General features: G+C 67.7%; 21 protein-coding genes. 2 read left to right on the top strand and 19 right to left on the bottom strand.

The genetic code is table 11. The features are described from left to right. Positions 1-9 precede the first annotated feature (9 nt). From YU1_RS0112865 to YU1_RS0112810, 12 genes are all read right to left on the bottom strand, one after another. Entirely contained in the window at positions 10-693 is a 684-nt protein-coding gene (locus tag YU1_RS0112865; protein WP_029004429.1) for an amino acid ABC transporter permease, read from the bottom strand. Continuing rightward, positions 690-1,454, bottom strand: a complete 765-nt coding sequence (locus YU1_RS29270; RefSeq protein ID WP_245263316.1) for a GntR family transcriptional regulator — start codon at positions 1,452-1,454, stop codon at positions 690-692. The genes YU1_RS0112865 and YU1_RS29270 overlap by 4 nt, the downstream gene beginning before the upstream one ends. 146 nt (positions 1,455-1,600) lie before the next feature. Continuing rightward, the gene (locus tag YU1_RS0112855) at positions 1,601-2,401 is read right to left on the bottom strand and encodes an ABC transporter permease (RefSeq protein ID WP_029004428.1); all 801 of its coding nucleotides are present in this window, start codon (positions 2,399-2,401) and stop codon (positions 1,601-1,603) included. After that, positions 2,401-3,258: an ABC transporter permease gene (locus YU1_RS0112850; RefSeq protein ID WP_029004427.1), complete on the bottom strand. Its 858-nt coding sequence runs from the start codon at positions 3,256-3,258 to the stop codon at positions 2,401-2,403. The genes YU1_RS0112855 and YU1_RS0112850 overlap by 1 nt, the downstream gene beginning before the upstream one ends. A 14-nt stretch (positions 3,259-3,272) precedes the next feature. Beyond that, positions 3,273-4,340 (bottom strand): ABC transporter substrate-binding protein, encoded by a 1,068-nt coding sequence (locus YU1_RS0112845; RefSeq protein WP_029004426.1) that lies wholly within the window; start codon positions 4,338-4,340, stop codon positions 3,273-3,275. Between the two features lie 81 nt (positions 4,341-4,421). Beyond that, positions 4,422-4,952 carry a 4-vinyl reductase gene (locus YU1_RS0112840; RefSeq protein ID WP_029004425.1) on the bottom strand — a complete coding sequence of 177 codons (531 nt, stop codon included), beginning with the start codon at positions 4,950-4,952 and terminating at the stop codon, positions 4,422-4,424. A 70-nt stretch (positions 4,953-5,022) separates the two neighbouring features. Beyond that, complete coding sequence (locus tag YU1_RS0112835) at positions 5,023-5,997, bottom strand: dipeptidase (RefSeq protein ID WP_029004424.1); 975 nt, start codon at positions 5,995-5,997, stop codon at positions 5,023-5,025. 50 nt (positions 5,998-6,047) lie between these two features. After that, positions 6,048-7,100, bottom strand: a complete 1,053-nt coding sequence (locus YU1_RS0112830) for an ABC transporter ATP-binding protein (RefSeq protein WP_029004423.1) — start codon at positions 7,098-7,100, stop codon at positions 6,048-6,050. Positions 7,101-7,129: 29 nt separating this feature from the next. Next, complete coding sequence (locus YU1_RS0112825) at positions 7,130-7,936, bottom strand: ABC transporter permease (protein WP_029004422.1); 807 nt, start codon at positions 7,934-7,936, stop codon at positions 7,130-7,132. Further along, positions 7,936-8,865, bottom strand: a complete 930-nt coding sequence (locus YU1_RS0112820) for an ABC transporter permease (protein WP_084539839.1) — start codon at positions 8,863-8,865, stop codon at positions 7,936-7,938. Before YU1_RS0112820 ends, YU1_RS0112825 begins: the two co-directional genes overlap by 1 nt. 11 nt (positions 8,866-8,876) lie before the next feature. Further along, positions 8,877-9,950, bottom strand: coding sequence for an ABC transporter substrate-binding protein (locus tag YU1_RS0112815; protein WP_029004420.1), 1,074 nt, complete (start codon positions 9,948-9,950; stop codon positions 8,877-8,879). A 49-nt stretch (positions 9,951-9,999) separates the two neighbouring features. Beyond that, on the bottom strand, positions 10,000-10,704 hold the full coding sequence (locus tag YU1_RS0112810) for an isochorismatase family protein (protein WP_029004419.1): 705 nt from the start codon (positions 10,702-10,704) through the stop codon (positions 10,000-10,002). Positions 10,705-10,831: 127 nt separating this feature from the next. Between YU1_RS0112810 and YU1_RS0112805 the strand changes: the two genes are divergently transcribed. After that, positions 10,832-11,737, top strand: a complete 906-nt coding sequence (locus YU1_RS0112805) for a LysR family transcriptional regulator (protein WP_029004418.1) — start codon at positions 10,832-10,834, stop codon at positions 11,735-11,737. An 80-nt stretch (positions 11,738-11,817) separates the two neighbouring features. On the opposite strand, the gene YU1_RS0112800 is transcribed toward YU1_RS0112805, so the two are convergent. The 7 genes from YU1_RS0112800 to YU1_RS0112770 form a co-directional block, all read right to left on the bottom strand. Beyond that, complete coding sequence (locus tag YU1_RS0112800; protein WP_029004417.1) at positions 11,818-13,902, bottom strand: methyl-accepting chemotaxis protein; 2,085 nt, start codon at positions 13,900-13,902, stop codon at positions 11,818-11,820. A gap of 191 nt (positions 13,903-14,093) precedes the next feature. Beyond that, positions 14,094-16,154 (bottom strand): phosphonate metabolism protein/1,5-bisphosphokinase (PRPP-forming) PhnN, encoded by a 2,061-nt coding sequence (phnN, locus tag YU1_RS29265; protein ID WP_051356820.1) that lies wholly within the window; start codon positions 16,152-16,154, stop codon positions 14,094-14,096. 4 nt (positions 16,155-16,158) lie between these two features. Further along, complete coding sequence (gene nadC, locus YU1_RS0112790) at positions 16,159-17,046, bottom strand: carboxylating nicotinate-nucleotide diphosphorylase (RefSeq protein WP_245263315.1); 888 nt, start codon at positions 17,044-17,046, stop codon at positions 16,159-16,161. A 101-nt stretch (positions 17,047-17,147) separates the two neighbouring features. Then, entirely contained in the window at positions 17,148-17,879 is a 732-nt protein-coding gene (locus tag YU1_RS0112785; protein WP_198018919.1) for an ABC transporter permease, read from the bottom strand. Between the two features lies 1 nt (position 17,880). Then, positions 17,881-18,657 carry an ABC transporter permease gene (locus tag YU1_RS0112780; protein ID WP_051356819.1) on the bottom strand — a complete coding sequence of 259 codons (777 nt, stop codon included), beginning with the start codon at positions 18,655-18,657 and terminating at the stop codon, positions 17,881-17,883. A 14-nt stretch (positions 18,658-18,671) separates the two neighbouring features. Next, positions 18,672-19,499, bottom strand: a complete 828-nt coding sequence (locus YU1_RS0112775) for an ABC transporter ATP-binding protein (protein WP_029004413.1) — start codon at positions 19,497-19,499, stop codon at positions 18,672-18,674. Further along, positions 19,496-20,563, bottom strand: coding sequence for an ABC transporter substrate-binding protein (locus tag YU1_RS0112770; RefSeq protein WP_198018917.1), 1,068 nt, complete (start codon positions 20,561-20,563; stop codon positions 19,496-19,498). The genes YU1_RS0112775 and YU1_RS0112770 overlap by 4 nt, the downstream gene beginning before the upstream one ends. A 346-nt stretch (positions 20,564-20,909) precedes the next feature. On the opposite strand from YU1_RS0112770, the gene YU1_RS0112765 reads away from it, so the two are divergent. Beyond that, positions 20,910-21,341 (top strand): MarR family winged helix-turn-helix transcriptional regulator, encoded by a 432-nt coding sequence (locus YU1_RS0112765; protein ID WP_035715234.1) that lies wholly within the window; start codon positions 20,910-20,912, stop codon positions 21,339-21,341. The last annotated feature ends 99 nt before the right edge of the window (positions 21,342-21,440 follow it).

Here is a 21,440-nt window from a genome sequence, read left to right as displayed (position 1 = left end):
GGCGCGCTCCTAAAGGCTCGTGCCAAGGCGCCGGCGCCGCGTGAAGAGCGCGAGGCCGAGCAGCCAGAAGGCCAGTTTCAGGATCAGCGTCAGCACCAGATAGATCACCGCCACCACGATGAAGGTCTCGAACGAGCGGAAGGTGTTGGACTGGACGTTGTTGGCGATGCCGGTGAGTTCCTCCACCGAGATCTGCGAGGTCACCGAGGTGGCCAGCATCATCAGGATGTATTGCGCGGTGAGCGCGGGATAGACCCGCTCCAGGGCGGGCCGCAGGACGATGTGCCAGTAGATCTGCGGCGTGGACATGCCGAGGCTGTCCGCCGCCTCCAGCTGGCCGCGCGGCGTCGCATCCATGCCGGCGCGCACGATCTCCGCCGTATAGGCGGCGACGTTGAACACCATGGCTATGACCGCCGCCACGAACACCGGCAGCCGCAGCCCCGCCGAGGCGAGGCCGAAATAGATGAAGAACAGCTGGATGAGGAACGGCGTGTTGCGCACCGTCTCCACGTAGGCCCCGCACAACCGCGACAAAGCGCGGTTGTGCGAGCGCCGGCCGATGGCCACCAGCGTGCCGAAGGCCAGGCCGGACACGGTGGAGATGGCGGTCATCTCCAGCGTCACCAGCGCACCGTCTAGGAGCTGGGGCCAGTATTCGACCAGGGCGCCGAAGTCGAACTTGTACTTCATGGGCGAAGCCGGTCGGCTGCCGGCATGGACATGCCGGCCTCGCTGACGTCACCGTCGAAGAAGCCCGGATTGACGTCGCGCATCTCTCCCAGGCTGGCGCGCAGTCCCTCCACATGGCGGCGCATGGCGGCGGCGGCCCCATCCGGGTCGTGGGCGGCGATGGCATCCACCACGGCCCGGTGCTCCTCGATCACCCGGCCCATGCGGCCCGGCTGCGGCAAGGTGAGGTGGCGGAAGCGGTCCACCTGCGTCTTGAGCTGCTGCACCATGCGCCAGATGCCGGGATAGCGGGCGGCATCCGCGACAGCTTGGTGGAAAGCCTCGTCCGCGTCGTGGAAGCCGGCATGATCTTCGGCGGCGGCCACCTCCGCCTGGCGCTCCAGGATGGCGCGCAGGCCCGAGACGGCGCTGCCGCTGGCGTTGAGCGCGGCGGTGCGGGCGGTGACTTCCTCCAGCGCCATGCGGGCGACGATGGCCTCGGGCAACGCGCCGACGGGAATGCGGGAGACGAAGGTGCCTGATTTCGGCGCGATTTCCACCAGCCCCTCGTCGGCAAGACGCAGCAGCGCCTCGCGCACGGGGGTGCGGCTCACGCCATGGGCGGCGGCGATGTCCTTCTCGGAGATCACCGCGCCGGGCGCGCGGCGCAGCGAGACGATCTCGTCCCGCAGGTGCTGATGGATGATGTTGGCCGCGGTCAGCCCGCGGCTCCCCTCGCCGCCCCAGGTCATGGGGAGGCCAGCGGGTAGCCGGCGTCGCATGGTCGTTTCCTCACGCTCGCCGGGACGATCCGCCAGCCTGTGCCGGTCGCCGTCCCGTGTCGATGCGCAACTGGTATATCAGATATGTAAGCGGCGCAACCGGGGTTTCGACACCAACCCGGCGCTGTGCCGCTCGGTCCTGGCCGTCAGGCGATGGCGCCCTTCCCCGTCATCCCGCCTCGGAGGATGAGCACGCCCGAAAGGGCGGCGGTGATGACGAGGGTCAGCCCGGAGACCGCCGCGATGGACGGCTCCAGCTGGTAGGACAGGCTGGAGAAGATCTGGATCGGCGCGGTGGTCTGCCGGCTCGCCAGGAAGTAGGTGACGATGAATTCGTCGAACGAGGTGATGAAGGCGAACACCGCGCCGCCGACGATGCCCGGGCGGATCAGCGGCAGCGTCACCCGCCACAGCGCCACGCCAAGCGGCGCGCCGAGGCTGGCGGCCGCCTGCTCCAGCGTGCGGTCGAACGCCTGGAGACTCGCCCCCACGGTCACGATCACATAAGGGATGCAGAGCACCAGATGGGCAGCCATAAAGCCGCCCAGCGTGTCGTCGAAGCGCAGCGGCAGGAACACGCGGTAGATGGCCATGCCCAGCACCACATGGGGCAGGACCATGGGCGAGACGAGAGCGGTGCGCATGGCCTTGCGCACCAGCACCGGCCCGCGATCGAGGCCGATGGCGGCGGCGGTACCGAAGACCAGCGCCAGCGGCGTCACCACCCCGGCCACCAGCAGGCTGGTGCCCAGCGCCTTGCGCCAGGTGGGGTCCTCGAAGATGAAGGCATACCAGCGCAGGCCATAGGCCCGCGGCGGAAAGGACAGGTAATCCTCCGCCGTGAACGACTGCACCAGCAGGATGAGCTGGGGCAGGATCAGGAACGCCATCACGAGCACCGCGACCACGCTGACGATGAGGCCGAGCGGCCGTTTGTTATCCGGCATCACATCCCCTCCCCGCGCATGCGCTCGATCCGTCGTTCCGCCCGGCTGGACAGGCCCAGAACCAAGGCGATGAAGGCCAGCAGGACGATGGCGAACGCCGCCGCCCGGGGCCAGTCGAACTGGTTGCGCACCAGATCGGTCATCACCATGGGCAAGGTGGTGACGAAGCTGCCGCCCATGATCACCGGCGTCAGGTAGACGCCCATGGACAGGACGAACACCAGCGTCGTCCCGGCGATCAGGCCGGGAAAGCTCAGCGGCAGGGTCACCCGCCAGAACACCGTGGTGCGCGACGCGCCGAGGCTGGCGGCGGCATCCTCCAGGGACGGGTCGATGGACAGGAGAGAGGAGAACACCGGCATCACCAGGAAGGCGAGGTAGACGTGGGTGACGCCGACCACAACGCCGAAGGTGTTGTAGAGCAGCGGCAAGGGGGCATCGATCAGTCCGGCCTGGCGCAGCAGCGTGTTCACCATGCCTTCCCGCCCCAGCACCAGCAGCCAGGCGACGTTGCGCACCACGACGCTGGTGAGCAGCGGCGAGACCACAACGGCGAGCGCGACCAGGCGCAGCGCCGGCCCCGCCCGCCGCATGAACAGCGCCAGCGGATAGCCCAGCAGCACGCAGGCGAGCGTGATGAGCAGCGACAGGCGCACGGTGCGCAGGAAGATGCCCAGGGTCACGCCGTCGCTGAAGAAGGCACTATAATTGACGCCCGAGAGCGGCCCGTCCGAGCCGGCCCGCAGGCTTTCCCCCACCAGCACCCCGAGCGGGACGAAGAAGATCAGGGCATAGAGCAGCACGGTGGGGACCAGCAGCCCCCACCACGACAATCGCCGGCCCGCACGGAGCGCCATGGGGGTTCTCCGCCTCAGCTCTGCTTCCAGGCGTCCCAGCGCCGGCGCCAGTCCGGCAGGTTGTCGACGATCAGCTCGTAATTCTCCGGCACGGCGCGGGCCAGTTCCTCCGGCGTCGACACCACCACGCGCTTGGCGATCTCAGGCGAATAGACCACCTTCTTGTTGGGCGAGGCGTAGAACAGCTTCTCCGCCAGCGCCTGCTGCGGGGCGACCGTGCAGGAGAAGTCGATGAAGGCCTTGGCGAGATCCGGATTGCGCGCGCCGCGCGGGATGCAGAATGGATCGGCGCGGGTGAAAAAGCCTTCCTGCGGGCTGACGAAATCGATCGGCACGCCCTGGTCCTTCAGCGGATAGACCCTCCCGTTCCACACCGGCATGATCCAGACCTCGCCGGAGCGGATAAGCTGCTCGGCCTGGGCCCCCGTGGTCCACAGCGTCGCAAGGTTGGGACGCAGCTTGGTGAGATAGGCGAAGGTCTCGTCGTCCACCGGCAGCGGCTTGCCCTTGGCGACGAGGTTGACCATCTCCAGCGCCTGGTCGAACAGCGCCTCGTTGAGCGCCGCCTTGCCCTTGTACTGCGGGTCCCACAGGTCCGCCCACTTGGTCGGCGCCGTCTTGATCTTGTCGGTGTTGTAGGCGAGCCCGTAGCTCCAGAGCACCAGCTTCGGCCCATGCGGCGTGATGTAGCTGGGGTACAGGTTGGCGTATTCGGGAATGTCCTTGGCGTCGATGGTCTGGAACAGGTTGTTCCGCACGCCGAACACATAGTCCGTCATCTGCATGGGGATGACGTCGGCGTCGGGGCGGCCCGCATCCACCTGCGCCTTGATCTTGGCCATGGGAGGAGAGGAGCCTTGCATAGTCAGGACCTCGACCTTCACGCCCGCCTTCTGCGCGAACGGATCGATCCAGTGGTCCTTGATGACCTTGCCCAGCAGGCCATCGAAATTATAGACCACCAGCGTCTCGCCCGCCGCCAGCGAGCGGGTGATCACCGCCGGCGCGGCGAGCGGCGCGGCGGCGAGAGCGCCGAGGCCCCGGAGGGCGGCGCGGCGTGAAATGCGGACCTGATCCGTCATCGTCTGTTCCCCTGTTGGATGGAAGGCGTCGTGCGCGCCTTGAGGCGCGTTCTGGGACTTGGGCCTGGAAGGATCTGGAGGTCACGCCGCCTGGGGCGTGACCTCGAACAGGCAGAAGGCATGGCCTTCCGCCGCGCACTGCACTTCCTGCGATTGCAGCTTTCTCGGCGCACCGGCCTGCTCGCAGACGAATTCCAGCGCGCCCGCCAGCCAGGGGGCGAACATGTAGCAGAGCTTCCGGCCGGCGCTGCGGGTCTCGTCGGTGACGAATGAGGAATGGTTGAGCCGCACGGTCGCCGTGCCCGCCACCGGGTCGATGGCGAGGATGGAGAACTTGCCCCAGCCGCGCTGCGACAGGCGCTTCATGTAGTGGGCGAAGACGTCCACGCCGTCGAGCCCGTACACTTCGCTCTGCTTCTTGCACCAGACATAGGCCGACTTGTGCCCGGCCGGCGCGAGGGCGGAATTGAACGCTTCCGCCCCGAGCGCGCCCTCGATGGCGAAGTGGTTGTTGTTGTAGAAGTGCTGCGGCACCAGGATCATCGGCATCTGGTCGGCGTACCAGCGCCCAGTGTCGGGATCGACGTCGAGTTCGATTTCAGGCTTGGCCAAGAGACGGCTCCTTGCTTACAGGGACAGGTGGACCACGCCCTTGGTCAGGGCGCGGTCGAGCGTGCGGGGCTCAGCGGCCCCACACGTCCTTCAGCAGTTGCAGCCAGTTCCCGCCCATCACCTTCTCGATGCGCGCCGTGGACCAGCCGCGCTGCTCCATGGCGGCGGTGAGGTTCGGGAAGTCGCCGATCTCGCGGAAGCCTTCCGGATTGATGACCGCGCCGAAGTCCGTGAGCTTGCGGCCGAAGCCCTTGTCGTGGGTGATCCAGTCGAAGAAGGGCTTGTCGAAGCCCTGCGTGAAGTCGGTGCCCACGCCGACGATGTCCTCGCCCACGAGGTTGATGACGTATTCCATCGCCTCCACATAATCGGCGACGGTGGCGTTCGGCCCCTTCTTCAGGAAGGGCGGGAACATGGTCACGCCGACGAAGCCGCCCTTCTCCGCGATGAAGCGCAACTGCTCATCGCTCTTGTTGCGCTTGTGCTCCTTGAGGCCCGCCGGCAGGCAATGGGAATAGGCCACGCGCTGCTTGGAGGCGCGGATCACGTCCTCCGAGGTCTTCGGGCCGACGTGCGAGAGGTCGCACAGGATGCCGAGGCGGTTCATCTCGGCGACGACGTCATGGCCGAAATCGGAGAGCCCGCTGTCGGTGCTCTCATAGCAGCCGGAACCGACAAAATTCTGCGTGTTGTAGGTCATCTGGATGATCCGGATGCCCAACTCGTGGAACAGTTCGAGATACTCGATATGATCCTCGATGCCGCTGGTGTTCTGCCAGCCGAGGATGATGCCGGTCTTGTTCTCGGCCTTGGCCTTGAGGATGTCCGCGGTGGTGTAGACCTGCGAGATCAGGTCGCCATGAGCACGGAAATGCTCCTTCCACTTGGCGACATTACGCATGGTCTCGGTGAAGTTCTCCCACACGCAGCAGGTGCAGTTGGCGGCGGTCAGCCCGCCCTTGCGCATGTCCTCGAACACCGGGCGGCCGAAGTCGGAGATGATGAGGCCGTCGATGACGACCAGTCTGTCATGGAGCGTGGACACGGGAACACTTCCTTTTGTGAAAACGCGGGATGGAACGGGAGAAGGGATATTCAGAGCGGCACCAGGACGGCCGCCTCGGGCCGCCAGGACACGCGGACCATGTCCCCGGCGCTGAGCTGACGAGGGCCGCCGGCGGCGGGGGACGGGCAGCGGGCGGTGAGCGTCAGGCCGGACGGCGCGCGCACCTGATAGTCGATGACGAGGCCGCGATAGGTGGCAAGCTCGATGCGGCCCGCAAGGCCGCCCTCCCCGCCTTCGCCGGGCGCAAGCGCGATGCGCTCCGGGCGCACCGCGAGCGCCTGCTCGCCACCATTGTCCGCGACGCGCACCGGCACCACCTCGCCGCTGGCGAGGCGGAAGCCGCCCGCTTCCGGACGGCCGGCCAAGAGATTGGTCACGCCCATGAACTCGGCGACGAAATGCGAGCGCGGCGTGGCGAACACCTCGTCCGGCGTGCCCTCCTGCTCGATGCGGCCGGCGCGCATCACCACCACGCGGTCGGCCACCGAGAGGGCCTCGTCCTGATCGTGCGTCACGAAGATGGTGGTGATGCCCAGCGACTGCTGGATCTGCCGGATCTCCAGCTTCATCTCCTGGCGGAGCTGGGCATCGAGATTGGACAGCGGCTCGTCCAACAGCAGCACGTCGGGCTCGATCACCAGGGCGCGGGCGAGCGCCACGCGCTGCTGCTGCCCGCCGGACAGCTGCTTGGGCAGGCGCTCGGCGAGATGACCGAGACGGACCCGGTCCAGCGCGATCCTGACCTTCGCAGCGATGTCGGCCTTCGACAGCTTGCGCATCTCCAGCCCGAAGGCAACGTTCTGCGCCACGGTCATGTGCGGGAACAGCGCGTAGTTCTGGAAGCCGAAGCCCATGTTGCGCTTATGAGGCGGCAGGTGCGTGACATCGCGCCCGCCGACCGTGATGCGCCCCTCGGTGACGGGCACGAAGCCGCCGACCATGCGCAGCGTCGTGGTCTTGCCGCAGCCGGACGGGCCGAGCAGCGCCACCAATTCCCCCTGGCCGATGGACAGCGAGACATGGTCCACCGCCACCATGTGTTCGTAGCGCTTGACGATGGCGTTAAGGACAACCTCGGACATGGATGCACCCGCGTTCGGGGCCCGGACGCTCAAAAGGCGCGGGCGAGTTTGGCGTAGCGGTCGCTGACGATGAGCAGCGTGCCGATGATGAGGATCTGCACGGCGGCGACCGCCGCCACCGTGGAATCGAGGTTCCACTCCAGATAGGAGACCAGCGCGATCTGGAGGGTGGTACGGCCCGGCCCCACCAGGAAGATCGACTTCTCCAGATCGATGAAGGAGATGACGAAGGAGAACAGCGCCGCCGCCACGATGGCGGGGCGGATCATCGGCAGCGTGACCCGCCAGAACACCAGGAGCGGCGCCGCCCCGAGGGACGCGGCCGCCTCCTCGCAGGAGCGGTTGGCCCCGGCAAGGCCGGCGGTGACGAGCCGCACCGTCCAGGGCAGCGCGATGAGCCCGTGGGCGATCAGCAGCCCGCCCAGCGTGCCGGACACATCCATGTCCAGCAGCACCTCCAGCTCGATGAAGGCGATGAACAGGGCGGCGCCGCCGACGATGCCCGGCACGATCATGGGCGCCAGCAGCAGGGTCTGGATGGCATCGCGGCCGGGGAAGCGATAGCGCACCAGGGCGAGGCTCGCGGGCACGCCGAGCGCCAGCGAGATGGCGACCGCGCACAGCGCCGTCTCCACGCTGGTGAGGAAGCCGTTGCGGAACGCCTCCTGCTCCCAGGCCCGGACATACCAGGACAGGGAATAGCCGGTGGGCGGGAAGGACAGGATGCGGTTCTCGAAGAAGCTCACCCAGACGATCACGACCAGCGGGAGGAGCACGAAGCCCAGCACCAGGACGGAGATGCCCGCGTAGAGCCGGCGGATGGCGAGATGTCCCATCATTCGCTCCAGCGCCGGTAGCGCCGCTGCACCAGCACATTGGCGGTGGTGGTCAGCACCAGGGTGACAGCCATCAGCACGAAGGCCAGCGCCGCGCCGAACGGCCAGTTCATCGCCTTGGCGACCTGCTGGTAGACGGTGGGCGCCATCATGTGGAAGCTCGGGCCGCCGATCAGCACCGGCGTCGCATAAGCGTTCATGGACAGGATGAAGCAAAGCATGGTGCCGGCCAGGATGCCCGGCAGCGCCAGCGGCAGCACGACTCTGCGCAGAACGACGCCGTGGCTGGCGCCAAGGCTGGCGGCCGCGGATTCCAGGTTCTCGTCGATGCCCTCGATCACGCTCTGCAGCGTCACGATCATGAACGGCAGCATCACCGACACGAGGCCGATGACCACGGCGGTCGGGGTGTACATGAGCTTGAGCGGCGACAGGCCGAGGACCTGGAGACTGGCGTTGAACAGCCCCTTGTCGCCCAGGATCACCATCCAGGCGGCGGTGCGCACCGCATTGCCCATGAGCAGCGGCAGGATGATGAGGATGAGCAGGCGCGGCTTCCACTTCGGCCCCGTGTGCCGCACCAGCAGATAGGCGACGGGAAACCCCGCCAGCAGGCACAGCGCCGTGGACAGAGCCGACACCCACACCGTGGTGCCCAGCACCTCCTGGTAGAAGCTGTCGGTGAAGAACTTCTGGTAATTGGCGAGGGTCAGCGCCTCGACCATGAGCTGTCCCGGCACGAAGCGGTTGAGGCTGTAGCGGAACATCAGGGCGAGCGGCGCGACCAGGGCCAGCAGCACGAACAGCGTCGCCGGCCCGGCCAGCCCGACGGCGGGCGAGACGCGCCGGCCTGCCCGCGCGCGGGGCGCGGGCAGCTCCAGGTCCAACGGGACCTTGTCCGATGGGGCTTTGACGGTGGAGGCGGACATGGCGCGCGGACTCAGCGGGCGATGTTCTTGTTCCACCATTCCAGCCATTCGGCCGTGTTCTTGGCCACGTGCTCGTAATCGGGGAATTTCAGCGCCGCCGCTTCCGCCGCCGTGAAGTCGATCTTCGCCTTGAGCTCGGGGGAGAGGTCCGCCTTGGCATTGGCGGGCGCATAGAAGCTCGCGCCGGCAAGGCCGGCCATGGCCTTGGGGTCCAGCATGGCGTTGAAATAGATGTAGGCAAGGTCCGGGCTCGGCGCCCGCTTCGGCAGAGCCGCGCCGAACATCACGGCGATGGCGCCTTCGCCGGGATACTGGATCGCCAGCGGCGCGCCGTCATTAGCCCACTGCAGGCCACGCGCCTTGTAATTGACCGCGATGTCCACCTCGCCGGTGGCAAGGCCCGCCGCCAGTTGCTGGTGGGCGGCATAGAGGCGGGGCTGGGTGAGCTCCTTCAGCTCGATCAGCCGCTTCTTGCCTTCCTCGGTGTTGGTGACGGTGCCGCCCTTAATCAGACCAGCCATCATGATGTAGTTGAAATAGAGCTGGTTGGTGAGGCCGATCTTGCCGGCCCACTTCTTGTCCCACAGCTCCGCATAGGACTTGGGCGGGTTCAGCACCTTGTCCTTGTTGTAGATGATGGACACGCCGCTATAGAGCCACGGCACGAAGAAGGGCTTGGACTTCAGCGCCGGCACCACGTCGGTGTAATTGGGCACCTTGGCGAAATCGATGTCGGCCAGCACGTCCTGGCTGTTCAGTTCGACGCTGTCGCCCTCATTGATATGGATGACATCGATGCTGCCGCGGCGCAGGCGCTTCTCCGCGATCAGCTTGGCCTTGCGCTCCGGCTCCATGCCGAGGTCGCGCACGATCTTGATGCCCTGGCTTTCGACCAGCGGCGCCTCGACGAACTTGATGGTGCGCTCGTTCCAGTCTCCGCCCCAGTTGGAGACCACCAGCGTGCCTTCGGCGGCACCGGCGAGGCGCGGCGCGCCGAGGAACGCGGCACCGGCCCCGAGGCCGAGGCCCGCAAGGACGGCGCGGCGCGAGGGAGTGCCGAACAGAGTATCGTTGGTTTTCGTCATATCCGCCTCTGGATTATTTTATTGGGTGGACTGGCGTACGCGGGACGGGTCAGGCGGCTGCGCGCGTGCCCACCTCGTCCAGATAGGAAATGCAACGGGAGAGCGGTTCCACGTCGGCGAACTTGGCGTCGATGTCGAACAGGTTCCAGGCCACCGCGCCCGGCACGCGATCCCCGATGCATTCCTTCACCGCGATGGTGCGGAAGCCCTCGGCGAGACCGTCGCACAGCGTGGTGCGCACGCAGGCCGAGGCGGTGACGCCGGTGACGAGGATGGTGTCCACGTTGTTGGCGCGCAGGAAGCCGGCGAGATAGGTGCCGTGGAAGGCGGACGCCCGCTTCTTGATCAGCACCTGCTCGCCGGGAACGGGCTCGATGCGGCTGTCGATGGCCCAGAGCTCGGGCTTGTCCTGCGCCACCACCTCGACCGGGATCTTCTCGTGCCACAGGCCCATGTCCGTGGCGTCGCTGTCGCGGTCGGTCACCTGGTAGCAGGTGGTCACATGCACCACCGGGTGCCCGTTCCGCCGGCAGGCCGCCAGCAGCGCCTGCACGCCGGGAATGATCTCCTCGTCGATCTTCTCGCAGGTGAACGGATTGCCGGGCCGGGTCCAGGCGTTGGCGAGGTCCACGTTGATGAGCGCCGGGCGGCGGCCGAAGCCCACGCGCCGCTGGAAGCCGTTGCGCTGATAGAGTGCGCTGGCCTGGGCAAAGGCAGCCGAAAGGGCTGCGTCGAGTTCCGCGTCGAATGCCATCTCTGTCGTCCCCGTTTGGTGGGCGCGCTTTGCGTGCAGCGCTTGACCGCAACGATGGGGCCTGCGGATAGAGAAGGTGAAATTCTTATTTCGATGCTATTCATATCGTTCGTGATATGAATTATCGATGCGCTTCGATCTCCGCCACGTCCGCAGCTTCATCACTTTGGCCGAGGTGCTGCACTTCAGCCGCGCCGCCGATCGTTTGAACATGACTCAGCCGGGCATGAGCCGGCTGATCGGCGAGCTGGAACGGGAAGTGGGCGTGCCGCTGTTCCGCCGCACCACCCGGTCGGTGGAGCTGACCGAGGCGGGCAAGGCGTTCCTCGCCGAGGCGCGCCTCGCCCTTGAGCGGCTGGAGCGCGCCGTTTCGCTTGCGCGGCGTACCGCCAGCGGGGAAACCGGCGTGCTGCGCATCGGCTACATGGATTTCGCCATCAACGGCCGATTGCCGGAGTTCCTGCGCTCCTTCAGCCGCCTGCGTCCCGACATCCGGCTCGAACTGTCATTCATCGCAACGCTGAAGCAGCACGAGGCGCTGCTGGCGGACCGGATCGACATCGGCTTCATGATCGGTCCCGTGGACCAGCCGGGCATGGCGAGCTACACGTTCGACAGTGACCGCTACGTGGCGCTGCTGCCTATCACCCACCCGCTCTCCAACGTGCGCAGCCTCAAGCTGGCGGACCTTGCCGGCGAGCCGTTCGTGTTGGGCTCGGGCGAGAACTGGGGCGCGTTCCGCAACCAGTTCTTCTCGCTGTGCCACCGTGCCGGCTTCACGCCGGACATCGTGCAGGAAGCCTCCTCCTCCGAAGGCATCTTCGGGCTGGTCGCGGCGGGCGCCGGGGTGAGCGTCTATGCCAGTTGCGTGCGCAACGTGCAGCGGCGCGGCATCGTCATTCGCGAATTGGAGGACGTCTCCGGCAAGCTGCTCACGTGCGCGGCCTGGGTCACGCCGGTCCAGTCCCCGAGCGTCGAGGTCTTCACCAGCTATCTGTCGCAGATCTGGGGCGGTCAGCCCGCCGTCGGCTGACGGGTCCGCGCAGAAGAGATACGCACAAACAAAAAAGGGCGGCCCTGGGGCCGCCCTCCGGATGTGTCGAGCCGTGAGCCTCAGGCCGCGCGGACGGTGGCGAGGAAGCGCTCCATCTCCGTGCTCAGCGCGTCGGCCTGGGCAGACAGGTTTGTGGAGAGCGAGAGCACCTCGCCCGCCGCCACGCCGACGCTCTGGGCGGTCTGGGCGACGCTGGTGATGTTGCCCGTCACTTCGCTCGTGCCGGCCGAGGCCTGCGCCACGCTGCGCACGATCTCGCCGGTGGCCGAGCCCTGCTCTGCCACCGCGGCGGCGATCGCGTTGGAGTAGGTGTTCATCTCCTGGATGGTTGAGGCGATGGAGCTGATGGCCTCCACGGCCTTGCCGGTCGAGGACTGGATGGCACCCACCTGGCCGGAGATTTCCGCCGTCGCCTTGGCGGTCTGGTCGGCGAGTTCCTTCACTTCGGCCGCGACCACCGCAAAGCCGCGCCCGGCCTCGCCGGCCCGGGCCGCCTCGATGGTGGCGTTGAGCGCCAGGAGGTTGGTCTGGCCGGCGATGTTGGAGATCAGGCTCAGGATGTTGCTGATCTTGTTGGCGGCGTAGGACAATTCCTGGACGATCTCGCCGGTGGAGCGGGCCTCGTCGACGGCAGTCAGCGACACGGCCGCCGCCTGCTCCACCTGCCGGCCGATCTCCTGCACGGAGCTGCCGAGTTCCTCGGCCGAGGACGCGACGACGTTGACGTTCACCGCCGCTTCTTCCGCCGCCGCCGCCACGGTGTTGGAGCGGCCGGCGGTGTCGTCCGCGCTGCGGGCGAGCACATTGGACGAGGCCTTCAGGGCCTCGGCGGACGAACCGACCGCGCTGACGATGCCGCCGACGGTCTGTTCGAACATGTCCGCCAGTTCGTGCATGGCCTTGCGCCGCTCGGCCTCGGCCCGCTCGCGGGCGGCGACCGTCTCCGCCTCCAGCGCCGCGTTGCGGATGAGACTGTCCTTGAACACCTGGACCGAGGTGGCCATGGCGCCGATCTCGTCCTTGCGACCGACGCTCGGGATGACGGTGTCGAGCTGGCCATCGGCGAGGTGGCCCACCGCCTGCGTCATCTCCACCAGCGGCTTGATCGCCCGGCGGGAGACCAGAGCCAGCACGCCGGCCACGACCACCACAACCGCGACGAGACCGACGATGGCCCAGGTCAGATTGGTCCGCGCCGTGCTCTGGGCGACGTCGATGGCGGCATCGGCGCTGTCCAGCGCCGCGTCGCGCAGCTCGATCACCGGCCCCCAGATGCGGAAGGTCTTCTCGCGGAAGGCGGCGCCGTCGAGGGGAAAGTCGCCGCTTTCGAAATAGGGCATCATCTCGCGGCGCATGGTGGCGGCGAACTCGATATTTTCGCGCGCAACCTTCTCCAGCGCGGGGAGGAAGGCGGGCGAGCCATTGGTGACCGTGCGCAATTCCCACAATCCGCCCCAGACCTGCTCCACCCGGCCCTGAAGGACCAGGAAGTCGGTGCGGATCTCCGGGGTGACGGGCTTGTGCGCGGCGACGATGTTCTGCAGCAGGCCGGCGAGACGCCCGCCCTGGTCGCGCAGCTCGAGGACGTTGGCCGCGACGCTGCCCCAGGCATAGGCAAGACCGTTGGCGCCGGCGAGCAGACGCATCTGCGTGCCCATGGAGCGGGTCGCGATGCTGTTGATCGTGCCGGCGCTCTGCGTGACGACGGCGGTGGCGTTGCCGCGCTGGGCCACCGGCTGCGCCAGGCTCGCGTCGGCTGCGTCCCGCAGCGCTTTGTAGGCCCTCCGCAGTTCCTCGGCGGTGGTCACCATGGCATCCGCATCAGCCAGTTCACCGCGCGCCGCATTGGCTTCCGCGAGGATCTTGGCAAAGCCCTTCTCCGTCGCCGCGCGATAGTCGGCGAGATCCTTGCGGGTGCTCGCCTGCTCGGCGGTCATGGTGCCGAGGACCAGCACGGTCAGGCCGCGCTCCGCATTCATCAGCGGGGGGACGTCGGCCAGGGCGCGGATATATTGCAGGCGAAGGTCCGCCTGGTTCACCAGCGTCAGCCGGCCGTACTGGCCGATGGCCATGTTGAGCGATAGCGCGCAAGCGATTGCGGCGATGAGAAAGATGGAAAGCGATAGCAAACGTTTGATGGTCACGCGCATGGTCTCCGGTGCAGCGCCTTTCGGCGGTATGCAGGAACGGCATTTTCGCGTTGTGCGCCCGTAGACTTGCGCGGAGGTTGCGACCAATAGTGTCCGCGAGGAAATCTGCACCATCTGCCGGTGGATCGAACACAAAAAACCCGCCCCGAATACCTTCGGAGCGGGTTCGATTCGGGGCTTCGCTCTCAGCGGGAAGCTGCGCTTTCCCGGCCTGCGTCGAAGGTGAAGCCGTCGAAGGTGGCGGCCTGAGCCGCGGCGGCGTCCAGATCCGCCGCGGAGGATGCGTGGATCACGAACAACGGGTCGCCCGCACGCAGGTGATCGCCGCTGCGCGCCTTGAGATCGATGCCCGCGCCCTTGTCCTGCGGCGCGCCGGCGAGGCGGGCAATTCCAGCCACCGCGAAGCCGTCGATGTTCGTGATTGTGCCGGTGGTCGCGGCCACCACGGTGCGGGTGAGACGGGCCGGCCGCACCGGCTCGCTCCAACGGCCCTGGGCCTCGCAGATGCGCTCCAGCGCCGCCCGTGCCGCGCCGGAGGCCAGCAGCGCCTCGGCCCGGGCCCTGGCATTGGCCGGTCCGACGGCGGGGTCCCAGGCCAGGATGCGGCTGGCGAAGAATAGCGCCTTCTCGCGCAAGTCCGGCGGCGCGTCGGGATGCCCCTCCAGCACCCACAACACATCGCGCACCTCCAGCGCCGGGCCGATACCGCGCCCGATGGGCCCGCTGCCATCGGTGGGAATGGCCTCCACCGTCAGGCCGAGCCCTGCGCCCACCTGCTCGAACAGGCGCGCCATCTCTGCGGCTTCCGCCGCGCTCTTCACCCGGGCGCGGGCGCCGAACGGCAAGTCGATCACCACGTGAGTGGAGCCGGCGGCAAGTTTCTTGGACAGGATGGAAGCCACCGACCAGCGGGTCGAATCGAGCCCCAGCGGCCGGGTGATGGCGTTCATCACGTCATCCAGAGCGGAATGGCTGAGCCGGCCGTTCCAGGCGATGCAGCCGCGCGCCCGCTCCACCGTCCGGCGCACCTCGGCGGCGTCCAGATCGACCCGCGCCAGGGTCTCCATGGCATCCGCCGTGCCGGCGGCGGAAGTGATGGCGCGCGACGAGGTCTTCGGAATGGCAAGGCCGTGGGCGGCGACGATGGGCACCACGATCATGGTGATGCGCGAGCCGGGAATGCCGCCCATGGAGTGCTTGTCCACCACCATGGGCTCGCCCCAGACGATACGGTTGGCGAAGCTGGCCCGCACCTTGGCCAGTGCCAGAACCTCCCCGTCGGTCAGCCCGCGGTCGGCCGCCACCAGGAAGCCGGCCACCTCGCTGTCGGGATAGCGGCCCTCCACGATGTCGCCCACCACCTGGACATAGGCAGGTTCATCCAGCGCCTCGCCCCGGATCTTGCGGCGCAGGGCCGCGCGGCTCTCGGGAACGGGCGTGCGGGTCAGCACCAGTTCGGCGCCTTCCGGCAGGCCGAGGGCGGCGAAGGTCTCCTGCGAGAGGCCCACAGCGTCGTGTGCCAGCAGGCTGTCGGACACCAGGGCGATCTCGGCGCGGATGGAGCGTCTCTCCCCTGCCAGATCCACCCGGCCGGGGCCGAGATAGTCCGGCGCGGCGACGACGGTGCAGCCGCGCGCAAGAAAGGCGACGTTGCGCCGGCCGGTCTCGATGGGCATGCGCACCAGGCGCAGACGGGCAGCCTGCCCCTCCAGCGCGGCGACGAAGCGCTCGACACCGGCGCGCGGCGTGCTGTCGTTGGCCACCTGGATCACGGCGACGCCCGCGGGAAACGGCGGCACCTTGCGATCCAGCCGCGCCGCGATGTTCTCCGCCGCCTCCCGGCCGCGGCCAGTCAGGCGTTGCGCCAGCACCTCCGCCGGGGCGGTGATCTCCACCACCACGAGGTGGGGCACGTGGGCCGCCAATTCCGCCACCATGGCGCGGGAGCCGTTGGCCACCACGTGCCGGCCTGCCGCCATCTCGTCGAGAAGGTCGGCGCGCAAGCCGTAGCGCAGGCCATGGGCCTGCCACTGAAGGAGGAAGCCGCGAGCGGCGCTCACCGCTTCGAACTGGTCGACGCTCAGGGCCTCGTGCGCTTCCCCGCCCGCATCGGCGGGCCGGGTGATGGCCCGGCGCGCGAAAACGTAGCGGCCGGAGGGACCGAGAGCCGCCTTCGCCCCTTCGATCAGGGTGTCCTTGCCGGAGCCACTCGGCCCGACGACGAAGAAGAAGAGTCCCGATCCCATGACGTCACTCCGCCTCGTCGAGGCCGATATCCACCGCCGGCGCGGACTGGGTGATCTTGCTGGTGGAGATGTAGGTCACGCCGGTCTGGGCGATCGGGCCGATGGTGTCGAGGCGAATGCCGCCGGAGGCTTCCAGCGGCACGCGCCCGGCCACCAGTTCCACCGCCGCCTTCATGTCGGGAATGGACATGTTGTCGAGCATGATGACGTCGGCCCCGGCGGCGAGCGCCTCGCCCACCTGGTCGAGCCGGTCGCATTCCACCTCGATCTTGGTCAGCGTGGGCAGGCGCTTGCGGGCGCGGGCGACGGCGGGGGCGATGCCGCCGCAGACCGCGATATGGTTGTCCTTGATCATCACGCCATTATCGAGGCCGAGGCGATGGTTGAGGCCGCCGCCGCAGGTCACCGCGTGCTTCTCCACCATGCGCAGGCCGGGCGTGGTCTTGCGGGTGTCGATGAGGCGCGCCTTGGTACCCGCAACGGCGGCGACGTATTTCGCGGTCTCGGTGGCGATGCCGGACATGCGCTGCACGATGTTGAGCGCCGTGCGCTCGGCGGTGAGGATGCCGCGCGCCGGGCCACGGACGGTGAGCAGGATTGCGCCCTTCCCCACCACGTCGCCGTCCTTCACCTTGGTCTCCACCTCCAGGCGGCGGTCGTAGCGGGCGAACACGGCCGCCGCGATGTCGATGCCGGCGATGGTCATGGGCTCGCGGGCATTCATGTAGAAATGCCCCTGTTCGTCGGGCTCGATCATGACCTGAACGGTCAGATCGCAATAGCCGATGTCTTCGGCGAGCCAGAGGTCGATCAGCCGGTCAATCTGGAAAGGATCATACATCTTGGGCTTCTCCCATTGAGGCGAGCGGTGCTTGCGGGCGCGCGCAGACATGGCCGTCCTCGTGGACGGTCCCACGGGTCACCGGCGGGCATCTTTGTGTTCAGGCCGTACGGATCGACGGCGGCGGGCGGTTCAGCAGGCACACCTCCGCATCAGGGCTGCCTCGATCGGTCGAGGGCGAGGAGCAGGCCGTTCGCCGCCAGGGCGACGGCGGCGATGATCAGGGCTACCGCCAGGACGGTCGGCATGTCGCCGCGCTCCATGGCATGGGTGACCATGTAGCCGAGCCCGTTGCGGGCGGCGAACATCTCGCCGATCAGGACGCCGAGCAGGCAGAGCGAGACGCCGAGCCGGGCGCCGGTGATGACCTGCGGCAGGATGGCGGGCAGCACCACGCGCAACGCCGTCTGCCAGGAGGTGAGGCCCATCACCGCCGCGCTCCGGCGATAGACCGGCTTGAGCTGGAGGATGGCGTTCATGGTGAACAGGGTGAGCGGGATCAGCCCGTGCATGATGCCGAAGGCGATGCGGGCCGAGATGCCGAGGCCGAAGATCAGCAGCACCACGGGATAGAGCGTGACCTTGGGCAGGGAGTAGAGGTTGACCAGGATCGGCTCGGCCACCTGGCCGGCCAGCCGCTTCATGCCCAGCAGCACCCCGAGCGCGATGCCACCGACGGTGGAGAGCACCACCGCCACCGCAAACGCCTGCGCGGTCTGGGCCGCCTGCTTCCAGAAGTCCGGGTCGCGCAGCAGCACGCCCATTTCGACGAAGGTGGCGAGCGGCGAAGGCAGGCTGGAATTGGCCACCAGCAGATGCAGCACTTCCCAGGCCAGCAGGCCGCAGAGGATGACGAGGACGGGACCTAGGATGTGCCGCATCATCTCAGCGCCTCAGTCGCGCTTGCAGGCGGCGGTCGATCATGTCGAGGCCGGTGTTGATGAGCGTCACAGCCAGCACGATCAGCAGCATCAGGCCGTACATGGAGCGGTTGTTGAAGTTGTTGTAGGCATAGGCGATCGCGTAGCCGATGCCGGCACCGGAGAGGATGAATTCCGAAGCGATCACGCCGATGAAGGCATAGGCGACCGACAGCTTCACCCCGGTGAACAGGTAGGGCAGCGCCGCCGGCAGGCTGATCTTGAGCGCCCGCTCCACGGGACCCATGCGGAAGATGCGCGCGGTCTTGGACAGCACGGGAGGGATGCGGTCGACGCCGTTCAGGGTGGCGGTGATCATGGCCACGATGGCGAGCAGGACCGCGATGGCGATGATCGCCCCGCTGCCGACGCCGAACAGGATGATGAACACCGGATAGAACATGAAGGTCGGCACGGCGTAATAGCTCGCCAGCAGCGGTTCCACGGCGCTGCGCACCGCCGGCAGAGCATGCAGGATCGCGCCGATGAGGAAGCCGAGCCCGACGGCCAGCAATGCGGCCAACGCCACGTTGGAGAAGCTCACCAGGATGTCGCGGCTATAGGCGCCGCTGGCCAGGAGCTCCACGAGGCTCGCCGCCATGACGGAGGGCGGCAGGACGATGGTCATCGGCACCCAGCCGATGCGGCAGGCCAGCTCCAGCGCGCCGACCGCGCCGGCGATCACCGCGAGACGCAGCCACATGGCGTAGGTGGAGGCGGTGAACAGCGAGGCTAGGGCCATGTCTCCCGATCCCCCTAGCTGCCGCGCAGATGCTTGAGGGATTCCGCGCGCAGCTTCTCCCACAGATGGGCGGTCAGCTCGCCGAAGCGCGGATGCGAGACGATGCGGCTGTCGCGGTCGCGGGGCCAGCCGGTGTCGAGCACGTCGATGAACAGGCCGGGGCGTGCGGACATCACGCCCACCCGGTCGGACAGCATGGCCGCCTCGTCGAGGGCGTGGGTGATGAGCAGGACGGTGGCGCTGGTCTCGCGCCAGAGGCGCAGCAGCTCGTCGCCCATCAGCAGGCGGGTCTGCTGGTCGAGCGCGCCGAACGGCTCGTCGAGCAGGATGAGGCGCGGCTGCATCACCAGCGTGCGGGCGATGCACACGCGCTGGCGCATGCCGCCGGACAATTGCGCCGGATAGGCCTTGGCGAAGGCCTTCAGACCCATGAAGCCGAGCGCATAGTCCACGCGGCGGGCGATCTCCGCCCCGTCGACGCCAGAGCGGCGCAGGCCGAAGGCGACATTGTCCTCGACGCTGAGCCAAGGGAAGGACGCATCCTCCTGGAACACCACGCCCACGCCGGCCGGCACGCCGGTGATGGGCTTGCCCTCGAATTCCGCGGTGCCGGCAGTGGGGAAGGACAGCCCCGCCAGCACGTCAAGCAAGGTGGACTTGCCACAGCCGGACGGGCCGACCACGGAGAAGAACTCGCCCCGGCGCAAATCCAGATCCACCGGGCCCAGGGCGTGGACCCCCGTCCCGTTGCGGGGGCCGAAGATCCGGGTCACGCCGCGCAGGCGGGCATGGTGGTCATCGGGCGCCACGACCGGCACCTGGGCGAGGGCTGCCGCGCTCATTTCACCGCCTGGAGCGCCGGAGGCAGGTAGGAGGGATCAAGCAGCTTCGACCAGTCCACGTCGGCGGTGACCTCGCCGATCAGCTTCAGCCCGTCCACGGTGCGGTTCAGCTCGGGAATGGAGAACTCGCCCAGGCTCCACATGCGCGGGGCGATCATGTTCTCCACCGCGATCTTGGCGATCGGCGGATCGAGCTTGAAATCCTTGGCGATGATGGTCGCCGCTTTGGCCGGATCGGCGTAGAGCGCCTCCACGCCGGCGGCGCGCCCGGCGATGATGGCCTTCAGCTTGGCCGGATTGGCCTTGGCAAAGGCCCGGGTGGTGATGCCGACCGAAGTGGTCATGGGCGCCAGAACCTTGCCGTAATTCACCACCGTCCGGTACTTGTCGGCGCGGATGATGGACAGCGGCTCGATCAGCACGGCAGCGGCGACCGCGCCCTGCTCCAGCATGGTGAGGCCATTCACGTAGCCGCCGGAGGCGACGCGCTCGACCTTGGAGGCATCCACGCCCTGCTCTTTCAGGGCCATCAGCAGCAGCATCTCCGAGACGCCCTTGGGCGAGGTGATGGCGACCTTCTTGCCTTCCAGGTCCTTCAGCGACTTCACCGACGAGTCCGGCATGGTCACCAGCGAGGCCTCCGCCACCGAGCGGGTGCCGGTGTTGACGATGACGACATCGAGCCCCTGGCGCTGCGCCGCCAGCGCGGCGGCGATGGCCACCTCGCCATAGGGCGTATCGCTGGCCAGCAGGTTGCGCACGGTGGTGCCGCCGCCGCCCGAGCCGATGATGCTGGTGATGTCGACGCCGGCCTTCTTGAACAGGCCGTCGGCCATCGCCACCGCATAGGGCGCGCCATAGAGGCTGGTGCCCCATTGGGTGACAGAAATCTCGTCCGCCTTCGCCCCGCACAGGGACGCCCCGGCCACGGCGGCGGCGAGAACCAGCGATCGCAACGACTGATGGAACGACATGAAGCTCACCCCGCGATTATGGCCCTCGGCGCTGCGGGCGCCGGGCGGCAGATGACTGACGGCGGACGCCGTGGCTGGCGGGCCGTACATGGCTTGCTCTGCAACTACTCAAAATAGAGTACACACTTCTTATTTCGTCAACGTCCAATCTTCGACGCACCACCTCCCGCGTCAGATATAATTTGTGCAATGCATGGTCATTTCAGGTGCAGTGCGGCTAATTTTTCGCCGCCGACGATCTTCCCACGTTCTCCCTGTTGCAGATAACGTAGTGTGTGCACTACGATTACTGGATAAGGACGCCGAGCGGACCCTGACGGGACGTTCGTGGCAGGCTTGGCGCCCCCTGTCCACTGCATCGGTGACGCCCATCGTGCCGGCCACTCCCCTTCACGATCAACCTGCCGACGGGCCCGCCGAAGCCGCTGCCGGCACGATGGCCTATGACTTCCGCGAGCAGGTCGGCCACCTCCTGCGGCGGACCTACCAGCGCCACGTGTCCATCTTCCAGCACACCGCCTCCGACCCCAACCTGACCACCGTGCAGTTCGTGACCCTGTGCGCCATCCGCGATCATGGCCCGAGCTCGCAGAGCGAGCTGGTCCGCGCCACGGCGGTCGATCAGGGCACCATCCGCGGCATCATGGAGCGGCTGAAGGGGCGCGGGCTGATCTCGCTGTCCACCGACCCGCAGGACCGGCGCAAGGTCATCGCGACTCTCACCGAGAAGGGCAGCCGCACGCTCGACGAGATGGTGCCCTGCGCGCAGGCGATCACCGAACTGACGCTGCAGAACCTCAACGCCGCCGAGCGCGTGGCATTGATGTTCCTGCTGCGCAAGATGCTCGGCCCCGACGGCGAAGCCTGATCGACCGCGCCCCTCCTTGCCCGTCCGTCGCATGCACAGTTTGTACCCAGAAGCGGTGGCGCCTGCCTGCGCATGCAGCTTGTGTGCGGGGAAAAACGT

The sequence above is a fragment of the Azorhizobium doebereinerae UFLA1-100 genome (genome assembly GCF_000473085.1).
Classification (GTDB): Bacteria; Pseudomonadota; Alphaproteobacteria; order Rhizobiales; family Xanthobacteraceae; genus Azorhizobium; species Azorhizobium doebereinerae.
The sequence above is the reverse complement of the archived record's forward strand: the minus strand, read 5'-3'. Positions and strand labels throughout refer to the sequence as shown.